General features: G+C 68.9%; 27 protein-coding genes. 17 read left to right on the plus strand and 10 right to left on the minus strand.

All coding sequences use genetic code 11. From position 1 onward, the window contains the following. Window positions 1-14 precede the first annotated feature (14 nt). Complete coding sequence (locus BLT64_RS00575; protein WP_041530719.1) at window positions 15-1,079, minus strand: 3-deoxy-7-phosphoheptulonate synthase; 1,065 nt, start codon at window positions 1,077-1,079, stop codon at window positions 15-17. Between the two features lie 261 nt (window positions 1,080-1,340). On the opposite strand from BLT64_RS00575, the gene BLT64_RS00580 reads away from it, so the two are divergent. Both BLT64_RS00580 and BLT64_RS00585 read left to right on the plus strand, forming a co-directional pair. Continuing rightward, a complete protein-coding gene (locus tag BLT64_RS00580) occupies window positions 1,341-2,060 on the plus strand; it encodes a 5-formyltetrahydrofolate cyclo-ligase (RefSeq protein ID WP_011751010.1) in 720 nt (239 codons plus the stop codon). 107 nt (window positions 2,061-2,167) lie between these two features. Then, complete coding sequence (locus tag BLT64_RS00585) at window positions 2,168-2,710, plus strand: NADPH-dependent FMN reductase (protein WP_011751009.1); 543 nt, start codon at window positions 2,168-2,170, stop codon at window positions 2,708-2,710. A gap of 66 nt (window positions 2,711-2,776) precedes the next feature. On the opposite strand, the gene BLT64_RS00590 is transcribed toward BLT64_RS00585, so the two are convergent. Further along, complete coding sequence (locus tag BLT64_RS00590) at window positions 2,777-2,974, minus strand: hypothetical protein (RefSeq protein ID WP_011751008.1); 198 nt, start codon at window positions 2,972-2,974, stop codon at window positions 2,777-2,779. Between the two features lie 312 nt (window positions 2,975-3,286). On the opposite strand from BLT64_RS00590, the gene phnC reads away from it, so the two are divergent. The 4 genes from phnC (at window position 3,287) to phnE (BLT64_RS00610) (ending at window position 7,287) form a co-directional block, all read left to right on the plus strand. Beyond that, a complete protein-coding gene (phnC, locus tag BLT64_RS00595) occupies window positions 3,287-4,105 on the plus strand; it encodes a phosphonate ABC transporter ATP-binding protein (protein ID WP_011751007.1) in 819 nt (272 codons plus the stop codon). 35 nt (window positions 4,106-4,140) lie between these two features. Continuing rightward, window positions 4,141-5,052: a phosphonate ABC transporter substrate-binding protein gene (gene phnD / locus BLT64_RS00600; RefSeq protein WP_011751006.1), complete on the plus strand. Its 912-nt coding sequence runs from the start codon at window positions 4,141-4,143 to the stop codon at window positions 5,050-5,052. A gap of 63 nt (window positions 5,053-5,115) precedes the next feature. Next, a complete protein-coding gene (gene phnE / locus BLT64_RS00605) occupies window positions 5,116-5,958 on the plus strand; it encodes a phosphonate ABC transporter, permease protein PhnE (protein WP_011751005.1) in 843 nt (280 codons plus the stop codon). A 3-nt stretch (window positions 5,959-5,961) separates the two neighbouring features. Next, window positions 5,962-7,287: a phosphonate ABC transporter, permease protein PhnE gene (gene phnE, locus BLT64_RS00610; protein ID WP_011751004.1), complete on the plus strand. Its 1,326-nt coding sequence runs from the start codon at window positions 5,962-5,964 to the stop codon at window positions 7,285-7,287. Here phnE (BLT64_RS00610) and phnF read toward each other — a convergent pair. Next, window positions 7,284-8,015: a phosphonate metabolism transcriptional regulator PhnF gene (gene phnF / locus BLT64_RS00615; RefSeq protein WP_011751003.1), complete on the minus strand. Its 732-nt coding sequence runs from the start codon at window positions 8,013-8,015 to the stop codon at window positions 7,284-7,286. The genes phnE (BLT64_RS00610) and phnF overlap by 4 nt on opposite strands. Before the next feature lie 118 nt (window positions 8,016-8,133). Here phnF and phnG point away from each other — a divergent pair, with 118 nt between their 5' ends. From phnG to phnN, 7 genes are read left to right on the plus strand one after another with little or no spacing between them, the layout of a single operon-like run. Next, window positions 8,134-8,586: a phosphonate C-P lyase system protein PhnG gene (gene phnG / locus BLT64_RS00620; protein ID WP_011751002.1), complete on the plus strand. Its 453-nt coding sequence runs from the start codon at window positions 8,134-8,136 to the stop codon at window positions 8,584-8,586. Then, a complete protein-coding gene (gene phnH / locus BLT64_RS00625; protein ID WP_011751001.1) occupies window positions 8,583-9,149 on the plus strand; it encodes a phosphonate C-P lyase system protein PhnH in 567 nt (188 codons plus the stop codon). Before phnG ends, phnH begins: the two co-directional genes overlap by 4 nt. Further along, window positions 9,149-10,231 (plus strand): carbon-phosphorus lyase complex subunit, encoded by a 1,083-nt coding sequence (locus tag BLT64_RS00630; protein WP_011751000.1) that lies wholly within the window; start codon window positions 9,149-9,151, stop codon window positions 10,229-10,231. The genes phnH and BLT64_RS00630 overlap by 1 nt, the downstream gene beginning before the upstream one ends. Beyond that, a complete protein-coding gene (locus tag BLT64_RS00635) occupies window positions 10,228-11,100 on the plus strand; it encodes an alpha-D-ribose 1-methylphosphonate 5-phosphate C-P-lyase PhnJ (RefSeq protein WP_011750999.1) in 873 nt (290 codons plus the stop codon). The genes BLT64_RS00630 and BLT64_RS00635 overlap by 4 nt, the downstream gene beginning before the upstream one ends. Continuing rightward, entirely contained in the window at window positions 11,097-11,879 is a 783-nt protein-coding gene (phnK, locus tag BLT64_RS00640) for a phosphonate C-P lyase system protein PhnK (RefSeq protein WP_011750998.1), read from the plus strand. Before BLT64_RS00635 ends, phnK begins: the two co-directional genes overlap by 4 nt. A 4-nt stretch (window positions 11,880-11,883) precedes the next feature. Further along, entirely contained in the window at window positions 11,884-12,567 is a 684-nt protein-coding gene (phnL, locus tag BLT64_RS00645) for a phosphonate C-P lyase system protein PhnL (protein ID WP_011750997.1), read from the plus strand. After that, window positions 12,564-13,097 carry a phosphonate metabolism protein/1,5-bisphosphokinase (PRPP-forming) PhnN gene (gene phnN / locus BLT64_RS00650; RefSeq protein WP_011750996.1) on the plus strand — a complete coding sequence of 178 codons (534 nt, stop codon included), beginning with the start codon at window positions 12,564-12,566 and terminating at the stop codon, window positions 13,095-13,097. Before phnL ends, phnN begins: the two co-directional genes overlap by 4 nt. Here phnN and BLT64_RS00655 read toward each other — a convergent pair. Continuing rightward, window positions 13,079-13,759: a DUF1045 domain-containing protein gene (locus tag BLT64_RS00655; RefSeq protein ID WP_011750995.1), complete on the minus strand. Its 681-nt coding sequence runs from the start codon at window positions 13,757-13,759 to the stop codon at window positions 13,079-13,081. The genes phnN and BLT64_RS00655 overlap by 19 nt on opposite strands. 95 nt (window positions 13,760-13,854) lie before the next feature. Between BLT64_RS00655 and BLT64_RS00660 the strand changes: the two genes are divergently transcribed. The 3 genes from BLT64_RS00660 to BLT64_RS00670 all read left to right on the plus strand — a co-directional run bounded on the left by BLT64_RS00660 (window position 13,855) and on the right by BLT64_RS00670 (window position 16,448). Continuing rightward, a complete protein-coding gene (locus tag BLT64_RS00660) occupies window positions 13,855-14,997 on the plus strand; it encodes an alpha-D-ribose 1-methylphosphonate 5-triphosphate diphosphatase (RefSeq protein ID WP_011750994.1) in 1,143 nt (380 codons plus the stop codon). Window positions 14,998-15,100: 103 nt separating this feature from the next. Continuing rightward, on the plus strand, window positions 15,101-15,574 hold the full coding sequence (locus BLT64_RS00665; protein WP_011750993.1) for a carboxymuconolactone decarboxylase family protein: 474 nt from the start codon (window positions 15,101-15,103) through the stop codon (window positions 15,572-15,574). Then, window positions 15,564-16,448: a sigma-70 family RNA polymerase sigma factor gene (locus tag BLT64_RS00670; RefSeq protein WP_011750992.1), complete on the plus strand. Its 885-nt coding sequence runs from the start codon at window positions 15,564-15,566 to the stop codon at window positions 16,446-16,448. Before BLT64_RS00665 ends, BLT64_RS00670 begins: the two co-directional genes overlap by 11 nt. Here the strand turns inward: BLT64_RS00670 and BLT64_RS00675 are convergent. The 5 genes from BLT64_RS00675 to BLT64_RS00695 are packed head-to-tail and all read right to left on the minus strand — an operon-like array spanning window position 16,427 to window position 21,994. Beyond that, window positions 16,427-17,386 carry an ABC transporter substrate-binding protein gene (locus tag BLT64_RS00675; protein ID WP_011750991.1) on the minus strand — a complete coding sequence of 320 codons (960 nt, stop codon included), beginning with the start codon at window positions 17,384-17,386 and terminating at the stop codon, window positions 16,427-16,429. The two genes, BLT64_RS00670 and BLT64_RS00675, sit on opposite strands and share 22 nt — an antisense overlap. An 18-nt stretch (window positions 17,387-17,404) precedes the next feature. Beyond that, on the minus strand, window positions 17,405-18,373 hold the full coding sequence (locus BLT64_RS00680) for an ABC transporter permease (RefSeq protein ID WP_011750990.1): 969 nt from the start codon (window positions 18,371-18,373) through the stop codon (window positions 17,405-17,407). Then, entirely contained in the window at window positions 18,370-19,854 is a 1,485-nt protein-coding gene (locus BLT64_RS00685) for a sugar ABC transporter ATP-binding protein (RefSeq protein ID WP_011750989.1), read from the minus strand. The genes BLT64_RS00680 and BLT64_RS00685 overlap by 4 nt, the downstream gene beginning before the upstream one ends. Continuing rightward, entirely contained in the window at window positions 19,851-20,945 is a 1,095-nt protein-coding gene (locus BLT64_RS00690) for a Gfo/Idh/MocA family protein (RefSeq protein WP_011750988.1), read from the minus strand. The genes BLT64_RS00685 and BLT64_RS00690 overlap by 4 nt, the downstream gene beginning before the upstream one ends. Continuing rightward, entirely contained in the window at window positions 20,942-21,994 is a 1,053-nt protein-coding gene (locus tag BLT64_RS00695) for a sugar phosphate isomerase/epimerase family protein (RefSeq protein ID WP_011750987.1), read from the minus strand. Before BLT64_RS00695 ends, BLT64_RS00690 begins: the two co-directional genes overlap by 4 nt. Window positions 21,995-22,090: 96 nt before the next feature. Between BLT64_RS00695 and BLT64_RS00700 the strand changes: the two genes are divergently transcribed. Then, window positions 22,091-23,101: a LacI family DNA-binding transcriptional regulator gene (locus BLT64_RS00700; RefSeq protein WP_011750986.1), complete on the plus strand. Its 1,011-nt coding sequence runs from the start codon at window positions 22,091-22,093 to the stop codon at window positions 23,099-23,101. A gap of 66 nt (window positions 23,102-23,167) precedes the next feature. On the opposite strand, the gene BLT64_RS00705 is transcribed toward BLT64_RS00700, so the two are convergent. After that, on the minus strand, window positions 23,168-24,535 hold the full coding sequence (locus BLT64_RS00705) for a dicarboxylate/amino acid:cation symporter (RefSeq protein ID WP_011750985.1): 1,368 nt from the start codon (window positions 24,533-24,535) through the stop codon (window positions 23,168-23,170). Between the last annotated feature and the right edge of the window lie 179 nt (window positions 24,536-24,714).

The raw sequence follows: 24,714 nt of genomic DNA on the forward strand, positions 1-24,714 counted from the left end.
CCCGCCTATCAGCTTCAGGCGGCGCAGCGCAGCCGCGTCGCCGCGGCCCCGGCAAGGTCCAGGAGCAGCGCGCGGCTGTCCTCCCAGCCCAGGCAGCCGTCGGTGATGCTCTGGCCATAGACCGGCACCTGGCCGTCCCGCAGATCCTGCCGTCCCGCCACCAGATGGCTTTCCAGCATGACCCCGCGAATGCGGCTGTCGCCCGTGCGGATCCGAGCCGCGACATCGGCGATCACCTCCGGCTGTCGGGCGGGATCCTTGTCGCTGTTGGCGTGGCTGGCGTCGATGACGATACCGGGCTCGATCCCCGCCTTGGCCGCAGCCGCCGCCACTGCCGCGACATGGTCGGCGCCGTAATTCGGCCCGCCATGGCCGCCGCGCAGCACGACGTGGCAGGCATCGTTGCCGGTGGTCGTGGCGATGGCCGCGCGCCCTTCGGCGGTGATCGCGGGAAAGCTGTGCGGCCGCGAAGCCGAGCGGATCGCGTCCAGCGCCACCTGCACCCCGCCGTCGGTGCCGTTCTTGAACCCCACCGGGCAGGACAGGCCCGAGGCCAGCTGGCGATGGATCTGGCTTTCCGTGGTGCGCGCGCCGATTGCGCCCCAGGCGATCAGGTCGGCGAAGTATTGCGGCAGAATCGGGTCCAGGAACTCGGTCGCCGCCGGCAGGCCCATGCGGTTGATCTCCAGCAGCAGGCGGCGGGCCAGGGGCAGCCCGTCCTCGATCCGGTCCGAGCCGTCCAGATGCGGATCGTTGATCAGCCCCTTCCAGCCGACGGTCGTGCGCGGCTTTTCGAAATAGACCCGCATGACGATCTCCAGCCGGTCGGACAGCGCGTGGCGCATCTCGGCCAGGCGCGCGGCGTAATCCAGCGCCGCAGCCGGATCATGGACCGAGCAGGGGCCGGCGACGACCAGCAGCCGGTCGTCGCGCCCGGCCAGGATGGCGCGGATGGCGGCGCGGCTGTCGGCGACGGTGCGGGAGACCGCTTCGTCCCGCGGCAGGGATGCGGCCAGGGCGGCCGGGGCGGGCAGGGGGCGCAATGCGGCGATATGCAGGTTCTCGGTCTGGATGGGCATGGCTCTTTCTTTCTGCAAAGGGCCGGACCGGAAGCGCATGGAAATGAAAAAGCCGCCGGTCTTGGGCCAGCGGCTTGGGGGTCTGTATCGCGTGTTCGCGCTACACCCGGCTCCGCTGGGGACAGCGGAACCAATAAAACGAGATGGTGCAGGGCATTCGATGCGACATGCGCCATCCATAGCCGCTGTGTCGCGTCCTGTCACGCCGATTCTTTGGGCACGGGCTTTGGCGCCGCGCCGCGCCATGCTATCGTGCCGCGCATGACCAGGATGCAGCCTCCGACGACCGGACCTGGCGGCGCCGGCCGGGACGACGAGGGCGGCTTCGCCTCGCCCCCCTGTCTCGCCGCGCGGATCGCGCCGGACTACTTCGACCCCTTGGCCGTCGATGCGCAGCAGGCCCGCGACGTGGCACGCTGGCGCAAGGCGCAGCGCGAGGAGCTGCTGGCCCGCCGTGCCGCGCTGAGCATCGCCCAGCGGCAGGCCGCCGCCGCCGCCATCGCCACGGCGCTGGACGAATTGCTGGCCGAGCATTTGCCCGATATCCGGGGCCGGGTGGTCGCCGGCTATTGGCCGATCCGGTCCGAGCCCGACCTGCGCCCCTGGCTGGCCCGCCTGCATGAGCGGGGCGCCATCCCGGCCCTGCCGGAGGTCGAGCGTCCCGCCAGCCCGCTGGTCTTTCGCCCCTGGCATCCCGGCGCGGCGATGCGGCGCGGCCATTGGAACATCCCGGTTCCCGCGAACACCGAAACGGTCAAGCCGGATGTGGTGCTGGCCCCGCTGGTCGGCTGGGACGGCTCCGGCTATCGGCTGGGCTATGGCGGCGGCTATTTCGACCGCACGCTGGCCGCACGGCGCCCGCTGGCGTTCGGCACCGGCTTGCAGGCGGCCCGGCTGGCGACGATCTATCCGCAGCCCCACGACATCCGGCTGGCCGCCATCGTCACCGAATGCGGCGTGCAATATCGGGGCAGGGCGTGAAAAAATCCCGCCGGGCATGGCGTCGATTTCCTTGCCCGCGACGTTGAGCGTCAGCCGGGGTCGTTCCGCGCGATCTTCGACAGGCAGGAGCAGGAAAGGAAGCACCGATGACCAAGACGATCCTGGGCCTCAGCGGCAGTCTGCGGCGTGCCTCGTTCAACGCCGGGCTTCTGCGTGCGGCGGTCGATCTGGCGCCCGAAGGGACGCGCATCCAGACCGGCTCGATTCGCGAGGTGCCGCTTTACGACGGCGACCTGGAGGCCGCGACGGGCCTGCCCGAGCCGGTGCGCATCCTGCAATCGCAGCTTGCGGCGGCGGACGGGTTGCTGCTGGTGACGCCGGAATACAACAACGGCGTGCCCGGCGTGTTCAAGAACGCCATCGACTGGATGTCGCGCGGCGAGGGGCTGGCGATGTTCGTGGGCAAGCCGGTGGCGGTGATCGGCGCCTCGCCCGGGGGGTTCGGCACGATCCTGGCGCAGAACCACTGGCTGCCGGTGCTGCGCACGCTCAAGGCCGCGCTGTGGACCGAGGGGCGGCTGATGGTGTCGCGCGCGGGGTCGGTCTTCGACGATCAGGGCAACCTGACCGACGACAAGACGCGCGAGCAGTTGCGCGGCTTCCTCGAAGGCTTTGCCGCGCGCCTCTGACGCATCCCGTCCCGCAAACGCAAAAGGCAGCCCGAAGGCTGCCTTAAGGCGTCGGACGCGGCTGAATCACTCGGCCGCGAAGACGGTGGCGAACTGCCCGCACCAATCGTTCGACTTGACGACCGGCCAATAACCCCGGGTGTCCGCATCCTTCTGGTTGACGGGCGGGTTGGCGCGGCACAGGCCGGAATCCGAAAGCGTGCTGGCGGAGTTGGCGACGTGGTCCTCATAGAACGCGCAGGCGCTGCAAGCGGTTTTCGTCATGGCTGTTCTCCTGTCTGGCTGGCTGTTGCTTGGTGGCTGGCTGGCATTGCGGCTGGCTGGCGACCTTGGCCCCGATATAGGGGACGATTCGCGGGAGGTCAATAAATAATCTTGTAAAAACATATAGTTGACAGAATTGCTCGGCGTTTTGTTCCTGATCCGAACACTCGGGTTTCGTTTTTGCGTCCTGTGGAAAACGCTCGGGAAAGGGCGCCGTCCGGCGGGGCAGGCGTCAAGAAAGCTTCACCGGACTGAGCCGATTCCGTCACCGAGGCCGGCTATCAGCGCCCCAACCGCTGATGGAGGGTCGCCTTGCTTGCAGTTCAGAACGTCACCCGCGTCTTTTCCGGGCGCGCCGCGGTGGACGACATCAGCTTTGCCGTGGACGGGCCGGCCTTCGTCGGCATCATCGGCCGCTCGGGGGCGGGCAAGTCGACATTCCTGCGCATGATGAACCGGCTGACCGACGCCTCGGCCGGGCGGATCTGCGTGGACGGGCGCGACATCCTGGCGCTGCGCGGCCACGACCGCCGGGCCTGGCAAAGCCAATGCGCGATGATCTTCCAGCAGTTCAACCTGGTGCCGCGCATGGACGTGGTCTCGAACGTGCTGCACGGGCTGCTGAACCGCCGTCCGGTGCTGGCCACGCTGTTCAACCTCTGGCCGCGCGCCGACATCCTGCGTGCGCTGGAGATCCTCGACCGGCTCGGTATCGCCGAACAGGCCCCCAAGCGGGCCGAGGCGCTGTCGGGCGGCCAGCAGCAGCGCGTCGCCATCGCCCGCGCGCTGATGCAGGACCCCCGGATCATCCTGGCCGACGAGCCCATCGCCAGCCTCGACCCGATGAACGCGCAGATCGTCATGGACACGCTCAAGCGCATCAATGTCGAGGACGGGCGCATGGTCATCGCCAACCTGCACACGCTGGACACGGCGCGGCGCTATTGCGACCGGGTGATCGGCATGCGCGACGGCCGCATCGTCTTCGACGGCACGCCCGCGCAGCTTTCGACCGGCGTCGCCCGCGACATCTATGGTGCGGACCACAGCTTCAACGAGGCCGCAACCTCGACCGCGATCCCCGCCGACGCCTCGGCCGACGCCGCCTATGCCGCGCGGCTGATGGCCTGACGATCCCTGCAATACTCGCAACCCATGGAGAAACCATGAAACCGCTTGCTCTGGCGCTCGTCGCCGCCACCGCCCTGTCCTCGGGCCTGACCTCGGCCGCCTCGGCCCAGCCGATCACCGGCTTCAACATCGGCATCCTCGGCGGCGAGAACGCGCAGGACCGCATGACCTCGAACGAATGCTACCGCGCCGCCATCGAGGCCGAGCTGGGCGTGCCGGTCAAGGTCTTTACCCCGGCCGATTACGACGGCGTCATCCAGGGCCTGCTGGGCGGCACGCTGGACATGGCGTGGCTGGGCGCCTCGGGCTATGCCAAGATCCACCTGACCGATCCCGAGGCGGTCGAGCCGGTGCTGACCAAGCAGAACATGGACGGCTCGACCGGCTATTACGCCATCGGCTTTGCCCGCACGGACAGCGGCATCGCCTCGATCGAGGATGCCAAGGGCAAGACCTTCGCCTTTGCCGAGCCGAACTCGACCTCGGGCTATCTGGTGCCGGGCGCGGAACTGGCCGAGGCCCATGGCAAGCTGGAGGATTTCTTCGGCCAGGTCCGTTTCTCGGGCGGGCATGAGCAGACCATCGTCGGCGTTGCCAATGGCGATTTCGACGCGGGCGTGTCCTATGCCGACGGCCTGGGCGACTGGGAGGACGGCTACAACTCGGGCGCCTTCCGCAAGGCCGCCGATGCCGGGCTGGTCGAGATGAACGACCTGGTCGAGATCTGGAAATCCAAGCTGATCCCGGAAGGGCCGATGGTGGTGCGCAAGGCCCTGCCGCAGGATGTCAGGGACAAGGTCACGAAGCTGACCGCCGATCTGCACGAGGCCGACCGCGCCTGCGCTTATGGCGTCGCCCATGGCGAGGCCAAGGATTTCGTGCCGGTGACGCATGACGCCTATCTGGGCGTGGTCGCCGCCCGCAAGATGCAGGAAGGCGCGCAATAAGCGCCGTCCCCGGCCGCGTCCCCCGGCGGGGCGCGGCATCCGCATGTCACCCGCAGGATTGTCATGGTCGATCTCGCCCCGGCGCATCGCGACGCCTATCTGGAACTTGCCCGCCGGCGCCGCCTCTATGGCGGGCTGCTGCTGGTGATCTTCGTCGCCATGATGGCGGCCGGGTTCCGGCTGGCCGAAAGCCGCAATGCCGGCGGCTTCGTCGACGGGCTGCCGATGGTCCTGGCCTTTCCCTCCGAGGTGCTGGCCGAGGCATGGCAGAAGCGTGCGAACCTGCCGGGCCTGCTGATGGCGCACCTGCCCTCGCTGGTCGAGACGCTGAACATCGCCGCCGTCTCGACCCTGCTGGGCGGGCTGGTCGCCATGGGGCTGGCGCTCTTGTCCACGCGCGGGCTGGCGCGCTGGCCGCGGCTGACGGGGGTGTTCCGCCGGCTGATGGACGCGCTGCGCGCCGTGCCCGAGATCGTGATCGCGCTGGTGCTGATCTATATCCTGGGCGGCGGGCCGGTGCCGGCGGTCATCGCCATCTCGCTGCATACCGCCGGCGCGCTTGGCAAGCTGTTTTCCGAAGTGGCCGAGAATGCCGACCTGAAGCCGGTCGAGGGGCTTGCCTCGGTCGGTGCCGGCTGGGGCCAGCAGATGGGGCTGGGCGTCCTGCCGCAGGTCGCGCCGAACTGGCTGTCCTATGCGCTGATGCGGTTCGAGATCAACCTGCGCGCCAGCGCCATCCTGGGCTTCGTCGGCTCGGGCGGCATCGGCTACGACCTGAAGCTGGCGATGCAATGGGGCGGGGGCCGCTATGACGAGGTGGTGGCGATCTTTCTGCTGCTTTTCGTGGCCATCGTCGTGATCGACCGCATCTCGGACCACGCGCGCGGCCGGCTGGTAAGGGGCTGAACCATGACGAAGACCGCCACGCTTTCCCCCGCCCTGACCGGCACCGTGCTGACCCGCTTTGCCCGTCGCCGGCTGGCAGCCTTTGCGGTGCCGCTGGCGATCCTGGCCTATCTGGCCTATGCCGCCGTGGCCTTCGACGTCGCCGGGCTGGCCGGCCGGGCGCGGATGGACAATGCCGCCGTGCTGCTGTCGGATTTCTGGCAGCACAAGACCCATGTGACGCGCGACAACCGCACGGGCGCGCTGCGCGTCGCCATCGACGGCGAGGCCAAGGGGGTCTATCCCGCCGACCGCCTGCCGGCATGGATCGCCACCCAAGGCGATGCCACCCGCATCGACCTGGGCCATGGCCATGTCGTCACCTATGACGCGGATGGCGCGCGCTATGACGTGCCGGGCTACGGCCTGATCGACATCCGGCCCCAGGACGGCCAGTTGCACCTGACCGCGCCGCAGCCGCTGCCCGACTGGATCAGCGCGTCGGAGGGTCGGGTCAGCGTCACGACCGAGGCCGGGCGCTTTGCCTATACCCGCTCCAAGGTCGAGACCTTCCGCTATGAGCCGGGCTGGGCGCTGTTCTTCTTTACCCTCGACAGCCCGTTCCACTACATGAGCTGGCCCGAGATCGCCGCCAGTGCGCTTTGGGGGCCGCGCGTCGATCCCGACCTGCCCAACGTCGCCGCCATGGCGCGGGATTTCTGGACCAACGCGATGTGGCGGCATGGCGACGTGATCTGGGCCATGTTCGAGACGGTGCTGATGGCCTTTCTGGGCACGTTCGGCGCGGCGATCCTGGCGCTGCCGCTGGGCTTCATGGCAGCGCGCAACATGATGCCTCTGGGGGCGCTGCGCTTCGGGCTGCGGCGGATCTTCGACTTCATCCGCGGCGTGGACGGGCTGATCTGGACCATCGTGCTGGCCCGCGCCTTCGGCCCCGGACCCATGACCGGCGCGCTGGCGATCCTGCTGACCGATACCGGCAGCTTCGGCAAGATGTTCTCGGAAGCCCTGGAAAACATCGACGAAAAGCAGGTCGAGGGCATCCGCTCGACCGGCGCGGGGGCCGTGCAGCGCGCGCGCTTCGGAGTGATCCCGCAGGTGACGCCTGTGCTGCTGAGCCAGGTGCTGTATTTCCTGGAATCCAACACCCGCGGCGCGACGGTGATCGGCGCCATCGTCGGCGGCGGCATCGGCCTGTTGCTGACCCAGGCGATCCAGACCCAGAAGGACTGGGAGGACGTGGCCTATTACATGGTGCTGATCGTGCTGATGGTGATGGCGATGGACAGCTTTTCGGGCTGGCTGCGCCGCAAGCTGATCAAGGGCTAGCGGCCGTCCTCGGGGCGCAGGGTTAGCGTGACGCGGTCGCCGGCGAACCAGGTGGTGCCGTATTCTACCGGCACGCCGCCCGCGTCGCCCCCCGCGTCCACGTTCACCGCGACCGAGCGCAGCACCGGCGCGCCCTCGGGCACCTCCAGCGCCAACGCCATCACCGCCGGCGCCAGCTCCGCCGTCAGCCGGGTCGAGGCGCGCGTATAGTCCCTCAGCCCGCATTCCGCCAGCGCCGCGGTGACCGAGGGGATGGCCACCACATGCTGCAAGAGGTCAGGAAAGCGCCCCGCATCGAAGACCGAGCGGAACACCGCCACCGGCTGGCCATCGACCAGCGACACGCCCTCGACCACATGCACCGGGCTGCCGGGGTCAAGGTGCAGCGCCTCGGCCTCTTCGGCATTGGCGGCGCGCGTCTCGGTCAGCGTCAGCCGGCGCGAGGGCGCGCGGCCCGAGGCGGTGATGTTCTGGTGAAACCGCACCCGCAGGCCCAGCGGATAATCCGTGGGCCGCGCCGCGACAAAGACCCCGGCGCCGCGGCGCGAGCGCACCGTCCCCGCCTCGGCCAGCGCGGCCAGCGCATGGCGCACGGTGTGGCGATTGACGCCGAAACGCGCGGCCAGCACCGCCTCGGACGGCAGCTTGTCGCCGGGGTGATAGTGGCCGTCGCCGATTTCACTTTCCAAAGTGTCGGCGATGGATTTCCAGATCGGACTGCGGGCCATGCTGCCTCCGTCACCAAAAATTCACGAAGCCGGCCCTTGAGCCGAATCGATGGGCGGGCTATCACTTGTCTAGTTGTATAGAAAACTAGACAAACCCGCAAGCTTGTCGAGGCCCGGAATGTCCCAATCATCCCAACCCGAAACCACTGCGCGCCGCGAATGGATCTCGGCGCTGGCCAAGGCACCGCCGGGCCGGCTGGCGGCGCTGCTGCCCGACTTGCCCGCGCATGAGATGCTGCGCGCACCCGAGATCGGCACCGTGATGGTGCAGGGCCGCATCGGCGGCACCGGCGTGCCCTTCAACCTGGGCGAGATGACCGTCACCCGCTGCTCGGTCCGGCTGTCCGAGGGCGCGGTGGGCCATGCCTGCGTGCAGGGCCGCGACAAGGCGCATGCCGCCCGCGCCGCCGTCGCCGATGCGCTGATGCAGACCGGGGCCGCGCCGCAGATCGCGACGCAGGTGCTGGCCCCCCTGCGGGCCGCGGCCGCCAGGGCGCGCGCCACCCGCGCCGCCAAGGCCGCCGCCACCCGGGTCGAATTCTTCACCATGCTACGCGGAGAGGACGCATGAACGCCATCCTGACCGGCGGTTTCGCCGATCCTTCCACCCAATCCGCCCATGCCTTTCGCGCGCTGCTGGAGGCCATGGCCCGGCCCGGCCGCATCTTTACCGTGGCTGGTGCGCAGCCGCCCGCGCCGATCTCGGTCGCCGCCGGGGTGGCGCTGCTGACGCTGACCGACAGCACCACGCCCCTGCATCTGGCCGGTGACGCGGATTGCGAGGCGCTGCGCGGCTGGATCGGCTTTCACACCGGCGCGCCGCTGGTTCCCGCCGAACAGGCGCAATTCGCGCTTGGCGGCTGGGAGGCGCTGCAACCCGTCACCCGTTTCCGCACCGGCGAGCCGTCCTATCCCGACCGCTCGGCCACGCTGATCGTGGAGCTGGACCGGCTGGAACCCGAGGGCGCCCGCCTGACCGGCCCCGGCATCCAGACCGAGGCGCGGCTTTCGCTGCCCGAGACCGCGGCCTTCCGCGCCAACCGGGCGCTGTTCCCGCTGGGCTTCGATTGCATCCTGACCTGCGGCGCGCGCCTTGCCGCCCTGCCGCGCAGCACCACCGTGGAGGACGCCTGATGTATGTCGCCGTCAAAGGGGGCGAGCGCGCCATCGACGCCGCCCATGCCTGGCTGGCCGAGGAGCGCCGGGGCGATCCGTCGGTCCCCGAACTGACCGTCGCCCAGATCCGCGAGCAGATGGCGCTGGCGGTGAACCGGGTGATGGCCGAGGGCTCGCTCTACGATCCCGACCTGGCCGCGCTCGCGATCAAGCAAGCGCGCGGCGACTTGATCGAGGCGGTGTTCCTGATCCGCGCCTATCGCACGACATTGCCGCGTTTCGGTGCCTCGCGCCCGGTCGATACGGCGGCGATGGCGGTCGATCGCCGCGTCTCGGCCACCTTCAAGGACCTGCCGGGCGGGCAGGTGCTGGGGCCGACCTTCGACTATACCCACCGCCTGCTGGATTTCGCGCTGGCAGCCGAAGGCACGCCGCAACCTGCCCCCATGGCGCCTGCGCCGGACGAGCCGGTGCCGCATGTCACCGGCCTGCTGGACCGCGACGGGCTGATCGAGCAGCAGCCGGCGGATGACACGCCCGCCCCCGACCTGACGCGCCAGCCGCTGGAACTGCCGGCCTCGCGCGCGCTGCGCTTGCAGGCGCTGGCGCGGGCGGACGAGGGGTTCACCCTGTCGCTGGCCTATTCCACGCAGCGCGGCTATGGCCGCACCCATGCCTTTGTCGGCGAGCTGCGCATCGGCCGCGTCGCGGTCGAGGTGGAACTGCCCGAGCTGGGCTTTGCCGTCGAGATCGGCGAGGTCGAGCTGACCGAATGCGACACGGTGAACCAGTTCAAGGGCTCGAAGTCCGAGCCGCCGCAATTCACCCGCGGCTATGGCCTGGTCATGGGCCAGTCCGAGCGCAAGGCGATCTCGATGAGCCTGGTGGACCGCGCCCTGCGCTGGCAGGAGCTGGGCGAGGATTTCACCGGCGCTCCCGCACAGGATGAGGAATTCGTGCTAAGCCATTGCGACAACATCCAGGCGACAGGTTTCCTCGAACATATCAAGCTGCCGCATTACGTCGATTTCCAGGCGGAACTGGAACTGGTCCGGCGTATGCGGCGCGAGGCCGTGCAGATGCAGGAGGCGGCGGAATGACCGACCAAGCCTATAACTTCGCCTATCTGGACGAGCAGACCAAGCGGATGATCCGCCGCGCGCTTCTGAAGGCGCTGGCGATCCCGGGCTATCAGGTGCCCTTTGCCAGCCGCGAGATGCCCATGCCCTATGGCTGGGGCACAGGCGGCGTGCAGGTGACGGCGGCCTGCCTGACGCCCGAGGACCGGCTGAAGGTCATCGACCAAGGCGCCGACGACACCACCAACGCCGTGTCCATCCGCCGCTTCTTCCAGCGCACGGCGGGGGTCGAGACGACCGAGCGCACCACCGACGCCACGGTGATCCAGACCCGCCACCGCATCCCCGAGCAGCCGCTGGCCGAGGGGCAGATCCTGGTCTATCAGGTGCCGATCCCCGAACCCCTGCGCTTTCTGGAACCGCGCGAGACCGAGACGCGCAAGATGCACGAGCTTGAGGAATACGGGCTGATGCACGTCAAGCTTTACGAGGACATCGCCCGCCACGGCGAGATCGCGACCGCCTATGCCTATCCGGTGCGTGTCGAGGGGCGCTATGTCATGGACCCCTCGCCGATCCCGAAATTCGACAATCCGAAACTGGCCGGCAATCCGGCGATCCAGCTTTTCGGTGCCGGGCGCGAGGCGCGCATCCATGCCGTGCCGCCATATTCCGACGTGGTCAGCCTGGATTTCGAGGACCATCCCTTTGCCGCCTCGAAGGCCGATCACGAATGCGACCTCTGCGGCTCGGCCGGCAGCTATCTGGACGAGGTCATCACCGACGACCGGGGCACGCGCATGTTCGTCTGTTCCGATACCGATTTCTGCGCCTCGCGCCAGGCGCAGGGGCATCGCGGCCGCCTGTCGCCGCAAGGAGCCACGCCATGACCCTGATGCAGAACGCCATCACCGCCGCACCGCTGCTGTCGGTGCAGGGCTTGACGAAACGCTACGGCGCGCGGATCGGCTGCGCCGGCGTCGGCTTCGACCTCTATCCCGGCGAGGTGCTGGGCATCGTCGGCGAAAGCGGCTCGGGGAAGTCGACGCTGCTGTCCTGCCTGGCCGGGCACCAGCGCCCGGACGAGGGGCGGATCCTGTTCGACGGCGCCGACGTGCTGGCTTTCTCGGAAGCCGAGCGGCGCCGGCTGTTGCGGGGCGACTGGGCCTATGTCCACCAGAACCCGCGCGACGGGCTGCGCATGGGCGTCTCGGCCGGCGGGAATGTCGGCGAGCGGCTGATGGCCGTGGGCGCGCGCAACTATGCCGCCATCCGCGAAAGCGCGACCGACTGGCTGGGCCGGGTCGAGATCGCGGCGGACCGGATCGACGACCGGCCCTCGGCCTTTTCGGGCGGCATGCAGCAGCGTTTGCAGATCGCGCGCAACCTGGTGACCGGGCCGCGGCTGGTGTTCATGGACGAGCCGACCGGCGGCCTTGACGTCAGCGTCCAGGCGCGGCTTCTGGACCTGTTGCGCGGCCTGGTGCGCGACCTTGGCCTGTCGGTGGTGATCGTGACCCACGACCTGGCCGTAGTGCGGTTGCTGGCCGACCGGCTGATGGTGATGAAATCGGGCAGGGTGGTGGAATGCGGGCTGACCGACCAGGTGCTGGACGATCCGCAGCACGCCTATACCCAGCTTCTCGTGTCCTCTGTCCTTCAGGTGTAGCCCCATGATCGAGATCCGGAACCTTTCGAAAAGCTTTACCCTGCACAATCAGGGTGGCGTGGCGATCCCGGTGATGGCGGGCGCGCATCTGCGCGTGGACCACGGCGAATGCGTCGGGCTGGTCGGCCGCTCGGGCGCCGGCAAGTCGACGCTGATGCGCATGGTCTATGGCAACTACCTGGCCGGGGGCGGGTCGATCCGCATCGGCGGGCTGGATGTGGTCACGGCCGAGCCGCGCGAGATCCTGGCGCTGCGCCGCGCGGTGCTGGGCCATGTCAGCCAGTTCCTGCGCGTCGTGCCGCGCGTGCCGACGCTGGAAGTGGTGGCCGAGCCGCTGTTGCGCCTTGGCACCCCGGCCCCGCAGGCGCGGGCGCGCGCCGCGGATCTGCTGGCGCGGCTGAACATCCCCGAGCGGCTTTGGGCCTTGTCGCCCACCACCTTCTCGGGTGGCGAGCAGCAGCGGGTCAACATCGCGCGCGGCTTTGCCCATGACTATCCGGCGCTGCTGCTGGACGAGCCGACGGCGAGCCTGGACGCGCAGAACCGCGAGGTGGTCCTGTGCCTGATCGAGGAGGCCAAGGCGCGCGGCGCGGCGATCCTGGGCATCTTTCACGACGAGGGCGCGCGAGAACGGGTCTGCGACCGGCTGGTCGACGTGACCGGCTTCACGCGGGGGCTGGCGGCATGAGCCCTCGGCTGGTCGCGGTGGTCGGTCCCTCGGGCGCGGGCAAGGACACGCTGATGGCGCTGGCCTGCGCCGCGCGGCCCGACATCCGCGCCGCCCGCCGCGTCATTACCCGCCCGGCCGAGGCAGGCGGCGAGGATTTCGAGGGCGTCAGCGAGGCCGAATTCCAGAAACGCCAGCAGGCCGGCGCATTCGCCCTGCATTGGCGCGCGCATGGGCTGGGCTACGGCATTCCGGCCGATGCGCTGGCGGGCGAGGGCACGCTGCTGATCAACGCCAGCCGCACCGTGCTGGCCGAGGCGCAGGCGCGCTTTCCCGGCCTGATGGTGCTGCTGGTGACGGCGCCGTCCGAGGTGCTGGCCCGCCGGCTGGCGGGGCGCGGCCGCGAAAGCGGCGCGGATCAGGCGGCGCGGCTGGCGCGGGCGGGCTTTCCCCTGCCGCCCGGCATCGCGCCGCGCGTGGTGATGAACGACGGCACGCCCGAACAGGGGTTGGCGCGTTTCCTCGCCGCGCTTCAGCCGGAAAGGGTATAGCGATGCAGCAGGTGGAAGCGCCCGTCCTCTGCCTCGCCGAAGAGGCACAGCTCCGAGACCTTGAAGGGCTGCGGCAGGACCGGCGCGAAATGCGCATCCAGGATCCGCGCCGCCTCGCCGGCCAGTGGTTCCTCCAGCCGGTCGGTCAGGGTCAGGTGGAAGCGGAATTCCTCCATGACATAGGGATAGCCCCAAAGCCGCAGCAATTCGCGCTGGCGCGGCGTCAGATGCTCGGGGCGGCGGCGGGCGATCTCGGCCTCGGTCAGCGGCGCGCGAAAGCCGTCGAGCGCCGCCACCACCGTCGCTGCCAACGCTTGCAGCGGCGCGGTGTCGCCCTTGGGCACCAGCGCCAGGAAACCGCCCAGGCTCGCCAGCCGCAGGCCGGGCAGGGTGACGGGCGCCAGCCGTCCCGCGAGGTCCGTCATGGCGCGGTGCAGCCCTTCGGCATCCCGGTCCTCGGCCAGCCGGAAGGGCGGCTTCAGCGTGCCGTGAAAGCCGTATTTGCACGGATCGCGGGTGATCTCCGCGGCCGGCAGGCCCAGCTCGGGCGGGGTCAGGGGCTGGCCGGTGGCCGCATCCCAGCCCAGCCAGGCGCTGGCGCGGCTGGCGAATGTGCCCTGGGGCGGGGCGTAATAGACGGCGTAACGCTTCATCATGTCCATGCGCAGGCTCTTATCGGTTCCGTGTCACAGGCTTGTGACACGGCGCTGGCATTGAGCCCCTCCATGGACCCGGACGCAAGACAGGACGAAGAAAGATGACCGAGACGATCCTAGCCAATGCCACGCTTATCCTGCCGGGTGAGGTGATCCGCGGCGCGCTGCGCATGGCGGATGGCCGCATCACCGCCATCGACCAGGGCGGCGCAGTGCCCCCCGGCGCGGTGGATTGCGGGGGCGACCTGGTGATGCCGGGCCTGATCGAGCTGCATACCGACAACCTGGAGCGCCATATCCAGCCCCGCCCCAGGGTGCATTGGCCGCATCAGGCGGCGATCCTGGCCCATGACGGCGAATTGGCCGGCACCGGCATCACCACGGTCTTCGACGCGCTGCGCGTCGGTTCGGTCGTGTCGGACGGCAAGGCGAATTACGGCGAATATGCCCGGGCGCTGGCGAACGAGATCCTGGAACTGCGGGCCATGGGCGCGCTGAAGATCAGCCATTACCTGCACTTGCGGGCCGAGGTCTGTTCCGAGACGCTGGTGGCCGAGATGGCGAAATTCGGCCCCCGGGACCGTATCGGCATCGTCAGCCTGATGGACCACACGCCCGGAGAGCGGCAGTTCCGCGACCTCTCGAAGCTCAAGGAGTATGTCTGCGGCAAGCATGGCCTGTCGGACGAGGGCTTTGCCGACCATGTCGCCAGCCAGCGCGCCCTGCGTGATCGGCTGGGCGCGCTGCACGAGGCGACGGCGGTGGCCGAGGCGCGGCGCTATGGCGCGGTGCTGGCCAGCCATGACGACACCACGGCGGGCCAGGTCGCGGTCTCGGCCGGGCATGGCGCGCATTTCGCCGAGTTCCCGACCACGGCCGAGGCGGCAAGCGCCTGCCGCGACCACGGCATCCTCGTGATGATGGGCGCGCCGAACCTGATCCGCGGCGGCAGCCATTCCGGCAATGTCGCGGCGGCGGAACTGGCCGAGGCGGGGCTGCTCGACATCCTGTCCTCGGATTACGTGCCCTCGTCGCTGCTGTCGGCGGCGTTGCTTCTGGGCGATCTCTGGGACGACATGGCGCGCGGCATCGCCACCGTGACCCAGGCCCCGGCCGAGGCGACGGGGCTTGGGGATCGCGGCCGGCTGCAGCACGGGATGCGGGCCGACGTGATCCGCGTGGCCCGCATCGGCGGCGGTGCCGCGTTGCGCGGCGCCTGGGTGCAGGGCCGCCGGGTGGCCTGACCGGCGCGCAATCGGGGGAGGGCGTGGATTTTCTTGCAGGGGGATGTCACATTTCCGGCCGTTGTCTCGTCAAGCCCGTGCAACAGTAGAACGGAGCAACCCGATGACACCCCGCATGACCGATCATTTCGACCGCACCAGGACCGGCTATCGCGCGCTGACAGGCTTCGAGGCAGCGTTGCAGGCCGGCCCGCTGGAGCCGAAGCTGCTGCACCTGGTCAAGCTGCGCGCCTCGCAGATCAATGGCTGCGCCTTCTGCATCCAGATGCACACGGCCGAGGCGTTGCAGGATGGCGAGACACATCTGCGCCTGCACATGGTCGCCGGCTGGCGCGACAGCCCGCTGTTTTCCGACCGCGAGCGCGCCGCGCTGGCCTGGACCGAGGCGCTGACGCTGATCGCCCAGACCGGGGCGCCGGACGCGGATTGGCAGGCGGTCGAGGCAGCCTTTTCCCCGGACGAGCGCGCCTGGCTGACGCTGGCCATCGGCGCGATCAACCTGTGGAACCGGGTGCAGGTCGGCTTGCGCGCCCCGCATGCGATGGGGCTGCCGGCGGAACGGGCCGATGCGGCCTGACCGCGCCACGGAAACCTTTGAGGCGCAGCGGCCCCGTCTGCTGCGCCTGGCCTATCGCATGCTCGGCAGCCATGCCGAGGCCGAGGACATCCTGCAGGAAGCCTGGCTGCGCTGGGACCGCAGCGACCGGGCGGCCATCGCCGAGCCGGCGGCATGGCTGACGCGCGTGGTCTCGCGCCTGTGCCTCGACCAGATGAAATCGGCCCGTGCCCGGCGCGAGTCCTATCCCGGCACCTGGCTGCCCGAGCCGCTGATCGAACCCCAAGACGACAGCCTGCGCGCCGACAACCTGACGCTGACCCTGATGATGGCGCTGGAGCGGTTGACGCCGCTGGAACGCGCCGCCTTCCTGCTGCACGACGTCTTTGGCGAAGGGCTGGACGAGGTCGCGGAAACCATCGGCCGCAGCCCGGCCGCCACGCGCCAGCTTGCGGCGCGGGCGCGGGCGCATGTGCGCATCGACCGGCCCCGCCACGCCGTTCCGAAAGAGGCCGGCGAAGTGCTGGCCCGGGCCTTTTTCGAGGCTTGCCGGCAGGGCGATCCGGCCGTGCTGGGCCGGATCCTCGCGCGCGACGTGCAGGTCCATTCCGATGGCGGCGGCAAGGTGCTGGCCTTCCTCAACGTCATCGCCGGGGCCGAGCGCGTCGCCCGGCTTTATGCCGGGCTGGCGCGCAAGCCCGGCCCGCGGCCCGAATTCCTGGGCGCCGTCACCATCGACGGCCTGCCGGGTTTCCTCAGCCGCGTCGGCGGCCACCTGCAGACCACCGCCTTGCAGATCAGGGATGACGGCCGCATCGCCGCCATCTTCATCACCCGCAACCCCGACAAGCTGGCGGGGCTGCGGCCGGGCCGTCAGAACGGGCTGTCGGGATAATAGAACTGCTCGGCGTTCTCGGGCGTGATGAGCTGGCTGCTGATGATGAAGCGCCCGGTCATCGGCGCGTTCGACACGAAGTTCAGCGCCGTCATCTCGATGGCCGAAGAGATCAGCGCCGGCGGATAGGTCACGTTCACCGGCAGCTGCTTGTCGCCGTCCATGATGCGCTTGACGATCTCTTTCATGCCGGCGCCGCCGATCACCCACATCTCGTCCTGGCGGTTCGCGGCCGAGATCGCCTCGAGCACGCCGATGGCCATGTCGTCGTCGGCGGCCCAGACCGCGTCGATCTGCGGATATTTCGCCAGATAGTCCTGCATCACCGCAAAGGCGTCGTCGCGGTTCCAGTTGCCGTGCTGCATGTCCAGAATCTGGACCTCGGAGCCCTCCAGCGCCGCCCGGAACGCATCGACGCGCTCGTTGTCCAGCGTGGTCGGGATGCCGCGCAGCACCACGACCTTGGCGCCGGCCGGCAGGGTGTCGCGGAAATATTCCCCGGCCACGCGGCCGAAGGCGGTGTTGTCGCCGGCGACGTAAAGGTCCTCGATCCCCTCCTGGCTCAGCCCGCGGTCCACCACGGTCACGAACTTGCCCGCATCCTTGACCGCCTTGACGGGCGCGGTCAGCGGCTCGGATTCGAAGGGCAGCACCACCAGCGCGTCGATGTTGCGCGTGGCCATCATGTCCTCGATGTCGTTGACCTGCTTGGCCGGGTCGCCGGCGGTGGAGAGCACGAATTCAAGGTTGGGATAGGCCGCGCCCAGCCGCTTGATCGTGTCCTGCGCGTGCCAGTTCAGCCCGCCCATGAAACCATGCGTGGCGGACGGGATCGACACGCCGATGATCTTTTTCTCGGCGTCCTGCGCGACGGCGGGGGCGGCGATCCCCATCGCGGCCATCAGCGCGGCGGCTTTCATCAGGCTTCTGCGTTTCATCTTTTGCTTCCTCCCCAGTCACCGCTCCTCGGCGGTGCGTTTCTCCCGCTGCAAGACGACAGCAAGAACGATGATGACCCCCTGGATCGCCCCGTTCAGATAGGGGCTGACCAGGTCGGCCAGATTCAGGATGTTGTCGATCAGCGACAGGATCAGCACGCCGACCACCGTGCCCCAGACCCGGCCGCGCCCGCCCTTGAGCGCGGTGCCGCCGATGATGACGGCGGCGATGGCCTCAAGCTCCCACAGGACCCCGGTCGAGCCCGAGGCCGAGCCGAGGCGCGGGACGTAAAGCACCACCGCCAGCCCGACCAGCACGCCCAGCAGCACATAGGTCAGAAGCCGCATCCGGTTCACGTCGATGGCCGAATAGCGCGCGACGCGGTCGTTCGAGCCGATGGCCTCGACATGGCGGCCAAAGCGGGAATGGCGCATGGTCCATTCGCCAAGGATCGCGACGATGGCAAAGGTGATGATCGGCCATGTGATCCAGCCGATGCCGCCGTAATAGACCGGCCGGTAAAGCGTGCGCAGCCCGTAGTCGAGGCTCAGCGTGCCGCCGTCGGCCAGCCATGTGACCAGCGAGCGGAAAATGCTCATGGTGCCCAGCGTGACGATGAAGGGCTCGATCCGTGCCTTGGTGACCAGCGCGCCGTTCAGGTATCCGGCAAGGACGCCGCCAAGGATCGCCACGCCCATGCCGATCAGGATCGTGCCCCAGTTCAGGCCGGTCGTCGGCAGGGCGGCGTTCATGGCGATGATGGCGATGCCGGCCAGGAAGGCGGCCATCGAGCCCACCGACAGATCCAGCCCGCCCGCCGTGATGACGAAGGTCATGCCCACCGCAATCAGCCCGATGAAGGCCGAGCGCGCCAGCACGTTGGTGATGTTCGCCGGCGCGAGAAAGGCGCTGTTCAGCGCCGCGCCCAGGATCACCAGGGCGACCAAAGCGACAAGCGGGCCAAGGGTATGCAGGTCGATCTTCATGCGGCTTCTCCGGTCACGCCCATGGCAAGGCGGACGATGCTGTCCTCGGTCATGTCTGCGCCGGCCAGTTCGCCGGCCAGCCGCCCCTCGCGCATCACCAGCACGCGGTCGGCAAGGCCGATCACCTCGGTCATCTCGCTGCTGATGACGATCAGGCTGCGGCCCTCGGCGGCAAGCTTGCGGATGAAGGCATAGATCTGCCGCTTGGTGCCCACGTCGATGCCGCGCGTCGGCTCGTCGATGAGAATGATTCCAGGATCAGGAAGCATCACCTTGGCCAACAACAATTTCTGCTGGTTTCCGCCCGACAGCTTTCCTGCCGGCATGTCGCGGCGCGGGGCGCGGATGTCGAATTCCCGCGTGGCGCGTTCCAGCGCCGCATCCTCGGCGCGGGTGTCCAGCCGCCAGCCGCCAAAGCGTTCCAGCGTCGCCAATGTCAGGTTCTCGCGCAGGCCCTTGTCGAGCAGCAGCCCGGCCTCCTTGCGGTCCTCGGTCAGATAGGCGAGGCCGGCGGCAAAGGCGTCGCGCAGGCTGCGGATGGCGACCTCGCGCCCCTCGACCCGGATATTGCCGGTCGAGGGGCGCAACCCGACCAGCCCCTCGGCCAGTTCGGTGCGACCCGAGCCGACAAGGCCGGCGATGCCCAGCACCTCGCCCCGGCGCAGGGTAAAGCTGACGTCGCGGACCCGGCTGGGCACGGTCAGGCCCCGGACCTCCAGCGCCGGCTGGTCGCCCGGCTGGCCCTTGGGCGGATAGAAATCCTGCAACTCGCGGCCGACCATGGCGGTCGCCATGCCGTCCTCGGTCAACTCGCCGCGCAGCGCCTGGCGCACGACGCGGCCGTCGCGCAGGACGGTGATGCGGTCGGCCAGATACGCCACCTCATCCAGCCGGTGCGAGCAGTAGAGGATCGCCACCCCCTCGGCCCGCAGCCGGTCGATCTGGGCGTAAAGCGCGCCGACCTCGCGATGGGTCAGCACGGCGCTGGGTTCGTCCATGATCAGAACCCGCGCCTTGCGCGACAGGGCCTTGGCGATCTCGACCATCTGGCGGTCGGGCACGGACAGGTCGCGGATGCGCGCGTCCGGGTCGATGCGCGTGTCCAGCCGCTTGAGCAGCGCGGCGGTCGCGTCCCGCATGGCGGCATGGTCCAGCCGCCAGCCGCCGATCTCGCGACCCAGGAACACATTCGCCGCCACCGTCAGGTCTGAGGCGAGGTTGAATTCCTGGTGGATGACGACGATGCCCTGCGCCTCGGCCTCGGGCCCGCTGGCGAAATGGACGGGCTCGCCGTCCAGCAGGATCTGGCCCGATGTCGGGTCCAGGAACCCGCCCAGGATCTTCATGATCGTGGATTTTCCGGCGCCGTTCTCGCCGATCAGGGCATGGACCTCTCCCGGCTCCAGCGCCAGATCGACGCCATGCAGCACCTCGATCGGGCCGAAGCTTTTCGAGACGTTGTCGAGTGCCAGCACGGTCATGGCGCCACCTCGATCCATGCGCCGTCGCGGGCCGAGGATGTCTGCGCGGCGGTGATGAACGCCATGCCCGACAGTCCGGCATCCAGCCCCGGCACGCGATCCAGCAAGCTGGAATCTCCATGAATAATATCCGCTATATCACGGTAGAGGTTGGAGAAACCCTCCAGATAACCCTCGGGGTGTCCCGGTGGGGTGCGCGACGAGGCGCTGCGGTCCTGCGCCCGGGTCAGGATGCGGGCGGGTCCGTCCTTGGGCGACAGGATCAGCCGTTCGGAATCCGAAAGACGCCATTCCAGCGCGGCCTGCGTGCCAAAGACGCGCAAGGACAGCCCGTTTTCCTGCCCGACGGCGACCTGGCTGACCCAGATCCCGCCCTTGGCGCCCGAGGCGTAACGCAGCGCGATCCGCGCATCGTCATCGACCGCGCGGTCCGGCACCATGCTGGAGAGATCGGCCGACAGGGACGCGGGCGTCTGGCCGGTGACGAATTGCGCCAGCTGCCAGGCATGCGTGCCGATGTCGCCGATGGCGCCGGCACCGGCGCGGGCGGGATCGGTGCGCCATTCGGCCTGCTTGCTGTCGGTTCGGTCGGCCAGCCAGCCTTGCAGATATTCGGCCTGCACCAGCCGGATCTCTCCCAGCGCGCCCTCGGCCACCAGCGCACGGGCCTCGCGCACCATGGGCATGGCGCAGTAGTTATGCGTCAGGAAGAACCGCGCGCCGCTGGACCGTGCGGCCTCGGCGATCTCGCGCGCCTGTTCCGGCGTCGCCGCCAGCGGCTTGTCGCAGATCACATGGATGCCGGCGCGCAGGAAGGCCGCGGCGGGTGCGGCGTGCAGGTGGTTCGGAGTGACGATGCTGACCGCCTCGATCCCGTCCTCGCGGGCGGCCTCGGCTCGCGCCATCTCGGCGAAGTCGGCATAGCTGCGGATGCCCAACTCGGCAGCGCTGGCGGCCGCGCGCGCGGGGTCCGAGGACAGCGCCCCCGCGACCAGCACGAACCGGCCGTCCATGCGCGCCGCGATGCGGTGGATGGCGCCGATGAAGGCGCCGCTGCCGCCGCCGACCATGCCCAGGCGAACCGGCCTCATAGCCCCAGCGCCCTGTCGATGGCCGTGCGGTCCACACGGCTGGCGGCGAAATCGTCGAAGGCGTGCGGCGTGACCCGGATGATGTGGTCGCGCACGAAACGCGCGCCCTCGCGCGCACCGTCCTCGGGATGCTTCAGCGCGCATTCCCATTCGACCACCGCCCAGCCGTCGAAACCGTATTGCGTCAGCTTCGAGAACACCGTGCCGAAATCCACCTGCCCGTCGCCGGGACTGCGGAAGCGGCCGGCGCGCTCGGCCCAACCCTGATAGCCGCCATAGACCCCCTGCCGGCCAGTCGGACGGAACTCGGCATCCTTGACGTGGAACATGCGGATGCGGTCGCGATAGATGTCGATGTTCTGCAGGTAATCGAGCTGTTGCAGGACGTAGTGCGAAGGATCGTAAAGCATGTTTGCCCGCGCATGGCCGCCCACCCGGTCCAGGAACATCTCGAATGTCACGCCGTCATGCAGATCCTCGCCCGGATGGATCTCATAGCAGATGTCGATGCCGTGCTCTTCGGCCAGGTCCAGCAGCGGGCGCCAGCGCGCGGCCAGCGTGTCGAAGGCGGCCTCGACCAGCCCCGGCGCGCGTTGCGGCCAGGGGTAGAGGTAAGGCCAGGCCAAGGCCCCCGAGAAGGTCGCCATCCGGTCCAGCCCCAGCAGCCGGCTGACCCGGATCGCGCGGGCGACCTGGTCCGTGGCCCATTCCTGCCGCGCGCGGGGATTGCCGCGCAGGGCCGGCGGCGCAAAGGCGTCGAAACCGGCGTCATAGGCCGGATGCACGGCGATCAACTGGCCTTGCAGATGGGTGGAAAGCTCGGTCACCTCGACGCCGTTCTGCCGGGCGATGCCCAGGAATTCGTCGCGATAGTCCTGCGATTGCTCGGCACGCTTCAGGTCCAGGATGCGCGGGTCGCTGGTCGGCACCTGCGCGCCCAGATAGCCGCAATCGGCCGCCCAGCGGGTGATGCCGTCCCAACTGTCGAAAGGCGCCGTCTCGCCGATGAACTGCGCCAGAAACAGCGCCGGTCCCTTGATGGTCCGCATGATCCCCTCTCTCCCCAAGGGTCAGGCTGCACTGGTCTGCAATCGATTGCAAACATTTTCTTGCACCGCGCCGCGCGGCGCGCGTAACCTTTGGCGATGGAAAGCCGGACCCCGCCCGGACGGGCCAGATTGTCGGATGTCGCGCAGCGCGCGGGCGTGTCGGCCTCGACCGTCAGCCGGGTGCTGTCCAATCCGGGCGTGGTGGCCGAGGCCACGCGCGAGGCGGTGATGCAGGCGGTGGCCGAGACCGGCTATCGTATGAACCACGCTGCGCGAAACCTGCGCAAGCAGCGGACCGGCTGCGTCGTGGCGCTGGTGCCCAACCTGGGCAACCCGTTCTTTGCCAAGATCCTGGACGGCATGGGCCGCGAACTGGCCGGCGCGGGCTACGACCTGCTGGTCGCCGATACGCTGGAGGACAGCGGCCGGCACACGAGGCTTGATCGCTTCCTCGATCCCTCGCGGGCGGACGGGATCATCCTTCTGGACGGGCTCGCACCCTTCGGCGACCTGGCCGGGCGGGCGGACCTGCCGCCGGTGATCACCGCCTGCGAATGGATCGAGGGTGCGGACATGCCCCGCGTCATGCTGGACAATCGCGAGGGCGGGCGGCTGGCCGTGGCGCATTTGCGCGACCTTGGCCACGCGCATATCGGCCTGATCGGCGGCCCGCCCGGAAACGTGCTGCACAAGGCGCGGCGCAAGGGCGCGATGCAGGCGGCGGGGCAGGCGCGGATCACCGAATTTCCCGGCGACTTCACCCTGCAATCCGGTCAGCAGGCGGCTCTGGCCTGGCGGGCGCTGCCGCCGTCCGACCGCCCGACCGGCATCTTCGCCTTTTCCGACGAGATGGCCTGCGCCTTCATGTCGGGGCTTCAGCGCGCCGGGCATCATGTGCCGCGCGACGTCTCGATCGTCGGCTTCGACGATATCGAGCTGGTGTCGCACCTGGCCCCGGCGCTGACCACGATCCGCCAGCCCAAGCGCGAGATCGGCCGCAAGGCGGCGCGGATCGTGCTGGACCGCATCTCGGGGCGCGAGATCCCGGCCGTGACCCTGCTGGAGCCGCGGCTGATGGAACGCGAAACGACGGCGCCGCCGCCCTGAACGAAAAAGGGCGCCCGCGGCGGGGCGCCCTTGTCGCAATCATGAGGGGTCGCAATCGTGCGGGGGTCAGTCGGCGCTGGCCTCGTTCAGGCGCAGCCCGGCGGGGGCGCCGTGCAGGTCGTGGATCGGGGCGACCTCGCCCCCGGCCTCGCCGCCCAGCACGCGGTCGAACTGCTCGCGGTCCAGCGCGCCCTCCCAGCGGCTGACGACGACGGTCGCCACCGCATTGCCGATGAAGTTGGTGATCGAGCGGCATTCCGACATGAAGCGGTCCACGCCCAGGATCAGCGCCATGCCGGCGACCGGCACGGTCGGCACCACCGAAAGCGTTGCGGCCAGGGTGATGAAGCCCGCGCCGGTCACGCCTGCCGCACCCTTCGACGACAGCATGGCGACGAGCAGCAGCAGGATCTGCTGTTGCAGCGTCAGGTCGGTATTCGTCGCCTGGGCGATGAACAGCGCGGCCAGCGTCATGTAGATGTTGGTGCCGTCCAGGTTGAAGCTGTAGCCGGTGGGCACGACCAGCCCGACGACCGAGCGCTTGCAGCCGGCCTTCTCCATCTTTTCCATCAGCGAGGGCAGCGCCGATTCCGAGGAAGAGGTGCCCAGCACCAGCAGGATCTCGGCCTTGAGATAGGAAATCAGCCGGAAGATCGAAAAGCCGTTGAGCATGCAGACCGTGCCCAGGACCACGATGACGAACAGGGCCGAGGTCAGGTAGAAGGTGCCGACCAGCGTCGCCAGGTTCACCACCGAGGCGATGCCGTATTTGCCGATGGTGAAGGCGAAGGCGCCGAAGGCGCCGATGGGCGCGGCCTTCATCAGGATGTCCACCATGCGGAAGACGGCATGGCTGATCGCCTCGAACAGCGCGACGACCGGCTTGCCCTTGTCGCCGATCAGGATCAGGCCGATGCCGAACAGGATGGCGACGAACAGCACTTGCAGGATGTTGCCGTCGACGAAGGCCGAGGTGATCGTGGACGGGATGATGTCCATGACAAAGCCGGTCAGCGACGATTCATGCGCCTTGCTGGCATAGTCGGCGACCTTGCTGGCATCCAGCGATGCCGGGTCGATGTTCATGCCGGCGCCGGGGCGGATGACGTTGGCGGTGATCAGCCCGACCACCAGCGCCAGCGTCGAGAAGGTCAGGAAATAGCCGAAGGCCTTGCCGACGACCGAGCCCACGCCCTTGAGCGTGCCCATCCCGGCCAGCCCGGTGACGATGGTCAGGAAGATGACCGGGGCGATGATCATCTTGACCAGTTTGATGAAGGCATCGCCCAGGGGTTTCAGCGCCTCGCCGGTCTCGGGATAAAAGTGCCCGATCAGCGCGCCGGCGACGATGGCGCAAAGAACCTGGAAATAAAGATGCCTGTAAAAGGGTCGCGGTGCGTGAGCGACCGGCGCGGCCGTGGTGTCGATGTGCATGGGGCCTCCTCCAACCTGCGTATGACGGTGATGTGACCGCCATGATAAATTCGCGGGCCGTGGCGCCCAAAAACCGGCGCATGACGGCATTGCGTTGTAATCATGGCTTTTTTCTCAAAACCATCGGGTTGATCTGTGTGGTTTCCCGCACAGGTCCGATCTGCTAGTGTGGAAATCCG

It is taken from the genome of Paracoccus denitrificans (assembly GCF_900100045.1).
Taxonomy (GTDB): Bacteria; Pseudomonadota; Alphaproteobacteria; order Rhodobacterales; family Rhodobacteraceae; genus Paracoccus; species Paracoccus denitrificans.

What these genes read in the sequence shown, in the direction of transcription:
- BLT64_RS00635 (WP_011750999.1), top strand. Translation starts at nt 10,228, where the DNA reads ATGACCGACCAAGCCTATAACTTCGCCTATCTGGACGAGCAGACCAAG.
- BLT64_RS00705 (WP_011750985.1), bottom strand. Translation starts at nt 24,535, where the DNA reads ATGCACATCGACACCACGGCCGCGCCGGTCGCTCACGCACCGCGACCC.
- BLT64_RS00690 (WP_011750988.1), bottom strand. Translation starts at nt 20,945, where the DNA reads ATGAGGCCGGTTCGCCTGGGCATGGTCGGCGGCGGCAGCGGCGCCTTC.
- BLT64_RS00660 (WP_011750994.1), top strand. Translation starts at nt 13,855, where the DNA reads ATGACCGAGACGATCCTAGCCAATGCCACGCTTATCCTGCCGGGTGAG.
- phnF (WP_011751003.1), bottom strand. Translation starts at nt 8,015, where the DNA reads ATGGCCCGCAGTCCGATCTGGAAATCCATCGCCGACACTTTGGAAAGT.
- phnE (WP_011751005.1), top strand. Translation starts at nt 5,116, where the DNA reads ATGGTCGATCTCGCCCCGGCGCATCGCGACGCCTATCTGGAACTTGCC.
- BLT64_RS00665 (WP_011750993.1), top strand. Translation starts at nt 15,101, where the DNA reads ATGACACCCCGCATGACCGATCATTTCGACCGCACCAGGACCGGCTAT.
- BLT64_RS00585 (WP_011751009.1), top strand. Translation starts at nt 2,168, where the DNA reads ATGACCAAGACGATCCTGGGCCTCAGCGGCAGTCTGCGGCGTGCCTCG.
- BLT64_RS00655 (WP_011750995.1), bottom strand. Translation starts at nt 13,759, where the DNA reads ATGGACATGATGAAGCGTTACGCCGTCTATTACGCCCCGCCCCAGGGC.
- phnL (WP_011750997.1), top strand. Translation starts at nt 11,884, where the DNA reads ATGATCGAGATCCGGAACCTTTCGAAAAGCTTTACCCTGCACAATCAG.
- phnE (WP_011751004.1), top strand. Translation starts at nt 5,962, where the DNA reads ATGACGAAGACCGCCACGCTTTCCCCCGCCCTGACCGGCACCGTGCTG.
- BLT64_RS00680 (WP_011750990.1), bottom strand. Translation starts at nt 18,373, where the DNA reads ATGAAGATCGACCTGCATACCCTTGGCCCGCTTGTCGCTTTGGTCGCC.
- phnD (WP_011751006.1), top strand. Translation starts at nt 4,141, where the DNA reads ATGAAACCGCTTGCTCTGGCGCTCGTCGCCGCCACCGCCCTGTCCTCG.
- phnN (WP_011750996.1), top strand. Translation starts at nt 12,564, where the DNA reads ATGAGCCCTCGGCTGGTCGCGGTGGTCGGTCCCTCGGGCGCGGGCAAG.
- BLT64_RS00580 (WP_011751010.1), top strand. Translation starts at nt 1,341, where the DNA reads ATGACCAGGATGCAGCCTCCGACGACCGGACCTGGCGGCGCCGGCCGG.
- BLT64_RS00590 (WP_011751008.1), bottom strand. Translation starts at nt 2,974, where the DNA reads ATGACGAAAACCGCTTGCAGCGCCTGCGCGTTCTATGAGGACCACGTC.
- BLT64_RS00695 (WP_011750987.1), bottom strand. Translation starts at nt 21,994, where the DNA reads ATGCGGACCATCAAGGGACCGGCGCTGTTTCTGGCGCAGTTCATCGGC.
- phnH (WP_011751001.1), top strand. Translation starts at nt 8,583, where the DNA reads ATGAACGCCATCCTGACCGGCGGTTTCGCCGATCCTTCCACCCAATCC.
- BLT64_RS00675 (WP_011750991.1), bottom strand. Translation starts at nt 17,386, where the DNA reads ATGAAACGCAGAAGCCTGATGAAAGCCGCCGCGCTGATGGCCGCGATG.
- BLT64_RS00700 (WP_011750986.1), top strand. Translation starts at nt 22,091, where the DNA reads ATGGAAAGCCGGACCCCGCCCGGACGGGCCAGATTGTCGGATGTCGCG.
- phnG (WP_011751002.1), top strand. Translation starts at nt 8,134, where the DNA reads ATGTCCCAATCATCCCAACCCGAAACCACTGCGCGCCGCGAATGGATC.
- BLT64_RS00685 (WP_011750989.1), bottom strand. Translation starts at nt 19,854, where the DNA reads ATGACCGTGCTGGCACTCGACAACGTCTCGAAAAGCTTCGGCCCGATC.
- BLT64_RS00670 (WP_011750992.1), top strand. Translation starts at nt 15,564, where the DNA reads ATGCGGCCTGACCGCGCCACGGAAACCTTTGAGGCGCAGCGGCCCCGT.
- BLT64_RS00630 (WP_011751000.1), top strand. Translation starts at nt 9,149, where the DNA reads ATGTATGTCGCCGTCAAAGGGGGCGAGCGCGCCATCGACGCCGCCCAT.
- BLT64_RS00575 (WP_041530719.1), bottom strand. Translation starts at nt 1,079, where the DNA reads ATGCCCATCCAGACCGAGAACCTGCATATCGCCGCATTGCGCCCCCTG.
- phnK (WP_011750998.1), top strand. Translation starts at nt 11,097, where the DNA reads ATGACCCTGATGCAGAACGCCATCACCGCCGCACCGCTGCTGTCGGTG.